The 6,663-nt window shown below is 67.2% G+C and carries 8 protein-coding genes; 2 read left to right on the top strand and 6 right to left on the bottom strand.

The features are described from left to right. Positions 1–159 precede the first annotated feature (159 nt). Both ACE3QM_RS02050 and ACE3QM_RS02045 read right to left on the bottom strand, forming a co-directional pair. Complete coding sequence (locus tag ACE3QM_RS02050; RefSeq protein WP_048409020.1) at positions 160–1,254, bottom strand: histidinol-phosphate transaminase; 1,095 nt, start codon at positions 1,252–1,254, stop codon at positions 160–162. A gap of 205 nt (positions 1,255–1,459) precedes the next feature. Continuing rightward, positions 1,460–1,642, bottom strand: a complete 183-nt coding sequence (locus ACE3QM_RS02045; RefSeq protein ID WP_231462140.1) for a lipoprotein — start codon at positions 1,640–1,642, stop codon at positions 1,460–1,462. 102 nt (positions 1,643–1,744) lie between these two features. On the opposite strand from ACE3QM_RS02045, the gene cyaY reads away from it, so the two are divergent. Next, positions 1,745–2,062 (top strand): iron donor protein CyaY, encoded by a 318-nt coding sequence (cyaY, locus tag ACE3QM_RS02040; protein ID WP_048409018.1) that lies wholly within the window; start codon positions 1,745–1,747, stop codon positions 2,060–2,062. A 5-nt stretch (positions 2,063–2,067) separates the two neighbouring features. After that, positions 2,068–2,475: a VTT domain-containing protein gene (locus ACE3QM_RS02035; protein ID WP_269325994.1), complete on the top strand. Its 408-nt coding sequence runs from the start codon at positions 2,068–2,070 to the stop codon at positions 2,473–2,475. Positions 2,476–2,544: 69 nt separating this feature from the next. Here ACE3QM_RS02035 and ACE3QM_RS02030 read toward each other — a convergent pair whose 3' ends face one another. The 4 genes from ACE3QM_RS02030 to hemC are packed head-to-tail and all read right to left on the bottom strand — an operon-like array spanning position 2,545 to position 6,450. Then, positions 2,545–3,753, bottom strand: coding sequence for a heme biosynthesis protein HemY (locus ACE3QM_RS02030; protein ID WP_231462143.1), 1,209 nt, complete (start codon positions 3,751–3,753; stop codon positions 2,545–2,547). A gap of 3 nt (positions 3,754–3,756) precedes the next feature. Beyond that, entirely contained in the window at positions 3,757–4,785 is a 1,029-nt protein-coding gene (locus ACE3QM_RS02025; RefSeq protein ID WP_048409015.1) for a uroporphyrinogen-III C-methyltransferase, read from the bottom strand. Continuing rightward, positions 4,782–5,513 carry a uroporphyrinogen-III synthase gene (locus ACE3QM_RS02020; RefSeq protein WP_374419832.1) on the bottom strand — a complete coding sequence of 244 codons (732 nt, stop codon included), beginning with the start codon at positions 5,511–5,513 and terminating at the stop codon, positions 4,782–4,784. Before ACE3QM_RS02020 ends, ACE3QM_RS02025 begins: the two co-directional genes overlap by 4 nt. A 7-nt stretch (positions 5,514–5,520) precedes the next feature. Further along, complete coding sequence (gene hemC / locus ACE3QM_RS02015) at positions 5,521–6,450, bottom strand: hydroxymethylbilane synthase (protein ID WP_374419830.1); 930 nt, start codon at positions 6,448–6,450, stop codon at positions 5,521–5,523. Positions 6,451–6,663: the final 213 nt, after the last annotated feature.

The raw sequence follows: 6,663 nt of genomic DNA, 5'->3' as shown, positions 1-6,663 counted from the left end.
GGGCGTCCGGCGCGTGGCGCAACCGCGATACCTGCGCGCGGCTGTGCTACCGGCAGGCGGGGTTCAGCAATATGGCGCTGGCGCGCCAGGCCTTGGTGGGCGCGCCGGAGCCGGGGAGCTGGGTGTCGAGCAAGGGCGCGCGGCGTTGAAAACCGGCGGCTAGCCTTCCGCCAGCGCCGCCATCACCTTGGCCGACAAGGCCTGCGGCTGGGCGGTGACGCGCAGCAGGTGGCGCACCGCCGGGTGCGGCGGCCGGTGCACGGCGATGCCGTCGGACAGCAGTTGCCGGTGGATGGCCTCGCTGCTGGCGGCGTCGCGGTAGGCGATGCAGACGAAGTTGGTGTGCGAGGGCATCACCACCAGGTCGCGCGCGCGCAGCGCGTCGGCCAGCTTGTCGCGCAGGTGGATGGTGGCGGCGATCAACTGCCGCGAGTAGTCCGGATCGTCCATCACCGTCTGCGCCGCCAGCTGGGCGAAGCTGGACAGCGCGAATTGCGGGCGGATCTGGTCCGCCTTGGCGACGATGTCCGGCGGCGCGATGGCGTAGCCCACGCGCAGGCCGGCCAGCGCATAGGCCTTGGACAGCGTGCGCAGCCTCAGGGTGTTGGGCAGCGCGCCGCGCGGCGGCGCGTCTTGCGCGTCCACGCAGAAATCGACATAGGCCTCGTCCAGGATCAGCAGGGTGGTGGAGGGCAGCATTTCGCGCAGCGACAGCAGCTCGTCCGCGCCCCAGTAATGACCGGTGGGATTGTCCGGATTGGCCAGGTAGAGCACGGCGGCGCGTTCGGCGCGCGCCACTTCGGCCAGGCGCGGCAGATCGGTTTGTAGCCGGTCGCCCTGCTGCTGATAGGGCACTTCCAGGATGCGCGCGCCCACGCCTTCGGCGAAGTAGCGGAAGGTGGGGTAGGTGCCGGCGGTGCAGACCACGGCGTCGCCGACATTACAGGACAGGCGCAGCGCCAGCAGGATCAGGCTGTCGGCGCCGGTGTCGAACAGCACTTGGCCGGCGTCCACGCCATTGTGGGCCGCCGCGCGCTGGCGCAGGCCGTGGGCGTAGGGGTCGGGATAGAGCCTGGCCAGTTCGGCCATCGCTTCGCCAAACTGCGCCGCCAGCGGCGAGGCCGGTTTGGCCATGCTTTCGTTGGAGCCGATGCGCGCGCCGATGCGATGCCCCAATGCCGCTTCCAGTTTGGCGATGCCGGGGAAGGGATTGATGATGGTGTGGTGTTCCAGGTGGCGGGCGAAGTGGGGCATCGGTAACTCCTTGTCTGCTATAGGTGCGGCCGGCGCGGTATTCGCCGGTTCAGCCGCTGTGACTCCAAACGAGTGTAAAGGATTCAAACGCCGCGCAGAAAACCGCGCGGGAATAAGGTTATGCTTAAAGCATTTTCTGTGCCAGCCTTGCTTGCAAGGCCGGCCAGAGCCGCTTGGGGCGGGTTCAATAGCTTATCGCCGGCGCTTAGCGAGCGGCGGAGGCGGCCTGCTTGCCGGCGGCCGGCGCCGACGCGTCCGATTTGACCGGCGCTTGGACCGCGGGTTTGGCCGCCGGCGCGGCGGCGGGCTTGGGCAGATAGAGCGGGCCTTTGAAGCCGCAGGCGGTCAGGAGCAGGGTCAGGCTTGCACAAGCCAGCAGGGTGCGCATACGGATGGATTCCAATGTGGCAAAATCTCGATACTAGCAAAGCCGGCACGCATCGTGTGACTCCGGCGCGTCGAGCCCACCCCTAAATTTAGGAATAGCGCAATGAACGAATCCGAATTCCTGCAACAGACCGACGCCATTTTCGCGTGCATCGAAACCGCGATCGACGATAACGATCTCGATGTGGACTACCTGATTTCGGGCAATGTACTGGACCTCGAGTTCAGCGACGGCGCCAAGATCATCATCAACCGTCATACCGCCAATCAGGAGTTGTGGATCGCGGCCAAGAGCGGCGGCTACCATTTCGCCTTCCAGAACGGCCAGTGGATCGCCGCGCGCGACGGCGCCGAATTCTTCGCCACGCTCAGCGCCGCCATTGCCGCCGCCTGCGGTGAAACCATAGGCTTTGGCGAGTGAGCCATCTGGTCTGGCTGGGCTTGGGCGGGCTGGCGGTGTCGGCCTTCACCTCGGCCACCATCCTGCCGGGCAATTCCGAACTGGCGCTGTCCGCCTTTCTGTACAAATGGCCGGAGTGGTTGTGGCCGGCCTTGCTGGTGGCCACGGTGGCCAATACCGCCGGCAGCATCACCAGCTTGTGGCTGGGGCGGCTGGCGCCGCGCAAGGAGTTGCCGCCGCGGCTGGCCGGCTGGTTTCAGCGTTTCGGCCCGGCGGTGCTGGTCTTGTCCTGGCTGCCGGTGATAGGCGACGCCATTCCCTTGGCCGCCGGCTGGCTGCGTCTGCCGTGGTGGTCCAGCATTCTGTGGCTGACGCTGGGCAAGGCGGCGCGTTATCTGGCCTTGGCCTGGGGCGTGTTGCTGCTGTCGAGTTGAGCCGGTAATAACAACGGAAATGAAAAAGGACATGCGCGAGCATGTCCTTTTTTGGTGAGCGGAGCGGAATCAGCAGCCCTGTTTCAGCGCCAGTTCCAGGCTCTTGTTGTAATGCTGGGCCGCTTGCTCTTCCTTGCCGGTGGCTTCGAACAGCCGCGCCAGCTCGGCGTGGGCGCACAGCGTCGGCGAGATCGAGGCGCTGGCTTCCAGATAGCTTTGCGCCTTGCCCCACAGTTGCTGGCATAGCGCCAGCCGGCCCAGCGCCATCAGCAGCCAGTGGTCGCGCGGGCGTTTCTTCAGCCAGTTTTCCGCGGTTTTCAGCAGTTCCAGGCGCTTGTCCTCGCTCAGGTGCTCGGCCAGCTTGCCCAGCTCGCGCGACAGTTCCGGGGTGTCGTGGTCGTCGTTGGCCAGCGCGCCGGCCAGCAGGGTGGCGGCGTAGTCGTAGTCTTGCAGCACGATCAGCCGCGCCACCACTTGGTCCACCAGCTGCGGGTTGCTGCGCTCGGCTTCCGGGATACGGCGCAGCCAGTCGCGGATTTCCTGGCCGCCCAGCAGGGTGACCAGTTGTTGCTGGTAGGCGGCCAGACGGTAGCGGCGCGCCTGTTCCGGCTCCAGCGCGTCGGCCTTGAGCAGTTTTTCGGTCAGCGCCAGCACTGCTTCCGGCTGTTTCTGCAGCAGGCGCACTTTCAGTTCCAGCCGCAGCGCGTTGGTCAGATTGGGCGACAGCGCGCGCACGCGTTCGATGGCGGCCAGCGCGCCCAGCGGGTCCTTGGCTTCCAGTTTCAGCTCGGCGTCCAGCATGTGGCGCGCCAGTTGCAGCCGCGGCGGCATCGCTTCCAGCTGCGCCAGGTAGCCGTCGCGCTTTTCCAGGTCGCCGGCGGCGCCGGCGGAGCGGGCGGCGATCAAGAGCGCCAGCGCCTTGTTTTCCAGCGAGTATTCATTGTCCAGCGATTTGCTGGCTTCGCGCTCGGCTTTCTGGAAGCGGCCCTCGAAGTAGGAGATGCCGGCTTCGCGCAGCGCATGGCGTGCGGCCTTGAGCTTTTTCTGGCGCTGGAAGCGGCGCACTTCCTCGGGCAGGTTGGCGGCCACCGCCACCATGCGCAGCACCAGGTGCACCACGAAGATCAGCACGATCACCGACACGATCAGCAGATTGAACGACACTTCCATCCGGTACGGCGGCAGGAACAGGATGGCGTAGCCGGTGTTGACGGTGGCGGCCAGGCCGACCAGCACCGCGAGGGCAAACAGCCCGGTAATCCACAAGGCGAATTTCACGGTTTATTCTCCTGCCGCGCCTTGGGCGTCGCGCACGGCCTTCAGGCTGGCGTTCATGTCCGGCAGGGTCACGTCCAGCGGCGCGCTTTCCAGCTCGCCCAGCGTGCCCAGCCATTGGGTGACCGGCGGCGCGTCGCGGTCGAAGTAGCGCTGCACATAGCTGCGCGCGGCGACGATGTCGGCGCTGAAGGTCTTGCCGTCGCGCTGGATCAGCGCCAGGCGCGCGTCCAGCAGGCGCATCTTCAGGTTTTCACGCAGGAAGAAGGCTTGCTCCGGCGACAGCAGCAGCGCTTCCGGCTTGTCCATGCGGCGGATGTGGATCAGTTCGCCCAGGCTCTTGCTGACATCGGCCAGCAGCCGTTCCCACAGCGGCGCGCTGGCCGGCGTGGCGGCCTTGGTCTGCGTTTTCTGGTCGGCCAGGCGGTGAGCGTCCACCGCCAGCGGCAGGCTGTCGGCGGACAGCATCAGCCGGTCCAGCTTGACGGTGAGGCCCACGCTGTCCAGATAGGGCAGGGCCTTGAGTTTTTCCAGATCGGTGGCCACCGATTTTTTCACCGCGATCAGCTGCGGGCGGTCGAATTTGGCCAGGCGCGCGTCCACCATTTCCAGCGCGGACACGGCGGCCGGCACATTGCCGGCCAATTGCAGTTGCTGGCTGGCGATGGCCAGGGTGTGCTCGACCTCGGACAGCAGCCAGTCGGTGCGGTTCTTGGTCAGTTCCTGGTACATGCCGTTCAGCGTCGCGTACTGGCCGGCGGATTCGTTGACGCGGGCTTCCATCAGCGCCAGGCGGCCTTCGGTGGCGCGGTTGGCGCTGATGGCCTGTTCGGTCATCGCGCGCAGTTCCTTGGCGGACCCGCTGCCTTCGGCCAGCCGGCGCGCCAGTTCCTGGCGGGCGGCGGTCAGCTCTTGCTGCGAGCTGTAGTACTGCCAGCCGGACACGCCCAGCGCGGCAATGGCGATCAACAAGGCCGGACTCAGCGACTTCTTGGACTCGGGTTTGGCGGTTTCGGTGATCTGGGATTCGCTCATGGGTGACGACAGAACCATTCTTTAAGGCCGGCGACCAGCGCGCTGTCTTCGGCCCGGGTTGTCATGATGCGTGTCGCGCCTTGCGCGGCGAGGCGGTCGGCCACGCGCGCATGCGGCACGCAATATAGCAGGCATTGTAACGTCCTGATTCGACTGGAGCCAGCGAGACGGAACAATTGCTCTACGATTTCGCCGGATGTGACGATGATGGCGTCCGGCGGCGCGCGGTCGAAAGCCGGCCAATCCGGCGCGCCGTCGCGCCTGAGGTAGATCTCGGCGAAGTCCACCGCCGCGCCGCGCGCGGTCAGTTGTTGGGCCAGCAGCGGTCTGCCGCCGACGCCGCGCACGATCAGCACGCGCTGGCCACGCATATCGGCCAGTTCCGGCAGCGCCAGCAGCGCTTCGCTGTCGCTGCCCTCGGCGGGGTGCAGCACCGTCCGGCCGCTGAGCGCGGCCAGTTTGGTGGCGCTGGCGCGGCCGACGCAGATCAGCCGCTTGGCGGCGAGGTCCAGCGCTTGCAGCGCCGGCCAGGCCTGGTCTATGGCGCTGGGGCTGACGAAGACCAGGCAATCCGCCGCCGCCGCCTGTTGCGGCAGCGCCGCCAGCGCGTCCGGCCGCGTTTCGATCTCCATCAGCGGCAGATGGCCGGCGTCGAAGCCGGCGGCGGCGAGCAGGCGCAGCAACTCGGCGCTTTGCGCCAGCGGGCGGGCGACCAGGACGCGCGGCATCGCGGTCTCAGCGCGGGTCGGCCAGCACCGCTTCGATCAGCGGGCCGGCGCCGTCGTCCAGCAGCTTCTTGGCCACGGCGCGGCCCAGCGCGTCGGCGTAGTCGGCCGGAGCGCTGGCGCTGGCGGTCAGCATCACCGAGCCGTCCGGGCTGGCGACGAAGCCGCCCAGCGCCAGCGTGCCCTCGTTCAGGGTGGCGAAGGCGCCCAGCGGCACTTGGCAGCTGCCGCCCAGTTCGCGCGCCAGCGCGCGCTCGGCGCTGACACAGGCGTGGGTGGCGGCGTGGTTCAGCGGCGCGAGCAGCTGCATCAGGTCGGCGCGGTCGGCGCGGATCTCGATGCCCAGCGCGCCCTGACCGGCGGCCGGCAGGCTTTCCGACGGCGGCAGTTCCTTGCGGATGCGATCGGCGAGGCCCAGGCGCTTGAGGCCGGCGGCGGCCAGGATGATGGCGTCGTATTCGCCGTCGTCCAGCTTGCGCAGCCGGGTTTGCACATTGCCGCGCAGCGGCTTGACCACCAGCCGCGGATAGCGGGCGCGGATCTGCGATTCGCGGCGCAGGCTGGAGGTGCCCACCACCGCGCCGTCCGGCAGTTCCGACAGGTCGGCGTAGCGGGCGGACACCAGCGCGTCGCGCGGGTCTTCGCGTTCGCAGATCGCCGCCAGCGCGAAGCCTTCCGGCAGCACCATCGGCACGTCCTTGATCGAATGCACCGCCAGATCGGCGCGGCCTTCGGCCAGCGCCACTTCCAGCTCTTTGACGAACAGGCCTTTGCCGCCGATCTTGGACAGGGTTTTGTCCAGGATCTGGTCGCCCTGGGTGGTCATGCCCAGGATGTCCACGCTGAGGTGGGGATAGAGCGCTTGCAGCCGGGCCTGGATGTGTTCGGCCTGCCACATGGCCAGCCGGCTTTCGCGGCTGGCGATGACGATTTTGTCCATGAAAACCGGTTTCCGATCGGGCTATGTGCTTGGATGGCGGGCATTCTAGCATGCCGGCCCGGCGCGCAGCGCCGCCGTATCGTCCAGGCGGCGGCGTAAAGCTTGATGTTGCGCAATGCGCAGTCAGGTCAATATCTAACTGGTTAAATGACAGTAGTGTTGCCACTACAGCGGCAAGCCTGCTTATGATGTTTTGCATGCGAAACGAATCGT

Source organism: Chromobacterium sp. (genome assembly GCF_041912965.1).
GTDB classification, from domain to species: Bacteria; Pseudomonadota; Gammaproteobacteria; order Burkholderiales; family Chromobacteriaceae; genus Chromobacterium; species Chromobacterium aquaticum.
The sequence above is the reverse complement of the archived record's forward strand: the minus strand, read 5'-3'. Positions and strand labels throughout refer to the sequence as shown.

Excerpts from the sequence above, each read along its gene's own strand:
- ACE3QM_RS02020 (WP_374419832.1), bottom strand. The coding sequence starts at position 5,513 with ATGCCGCGCGTCCTGGTCGCCCGCCCGCTGGCGCAAAGCGCCGAGTTG.
- hemC (WP_374419830.1), bottom strand. The coding sequence starts at position 6,450 with ATGGACAAAATCGTCATCGCCAGCCGCGAAAGCCGGCTGGCCATGTGG.
- ACE3QM_RS02045 (WP_231462140.1), bottom strand. The coding sequence starts at position 1,642 with ATGCGCACCCTGCTGGCTTGTGCAAGCCTGACCCTGCTCCTGACCGCC.
- ACE3QM_RS02050 (WP_048409020.1), bottom strand. The coding sequence starts at position 1,254 with ATGCCCCACTTCGCCCGCCACCTGGAACACCACACCATCATCAATCCC.
- ACE3QM_RS02025 (WP_048409015.1), bottom strand. The coding sequence starts at position 4,785 with ATGAGCGAATCCCAGATCACCGAAACCGCCAAACCCGAGTCCAAGAAG.
- cyaY (WP_048409018.1), top strand. The coding sequence starts at position 1,745 with ATGAACGAATCCGAATTCCTGCAACAGACCGACGCCATTTTCGCGTGC.